Genomic DNA, 255 nt, shown 5'->3' on the forward strand with positions numbered 1-255 from the left:
ACCTCTATTATTACGCGGCGCCGAAGCCGAAGAAGACGGTCTCCTCGCTCGACGAGATCGATCCGGAGATTCTCAAGACCTACGAGAAGCTCGGCATCCCCTTGCGGGAAGTCGCCATGCTCGAAGGCGTCGAGCCCAAGCCCGGCGAAGAGGATCCCGCCCGCCGCAAGATCGCGGTCGACGCGGTGTTCGATTCGGTCTCGGTTGCGACCACGTTCAAGGCGGAGCTGAAGAAGGCCGGCGTGATCTTCATGC

General features: G+C 62.0%; 1 pseudogene. It reads left to right on the forward strand.

From position 1 onward, the window contains the following. Nucleotides 1-255: pseudogene (locus AX729_RS19280) on the forward strand (Fe-S cluster assembly protein SufB); the annotation flags it as partial.

Source organism: Bradyrhizobium sp. CCH5-F6 (genome assembly GCF_001556045.1).
Classification (GTDB): Bacteria; Pseudomonadota; Alphaproteobacteria; order Rhizobiales; family Xanthobacteraceae; genus Bradyrhizobium.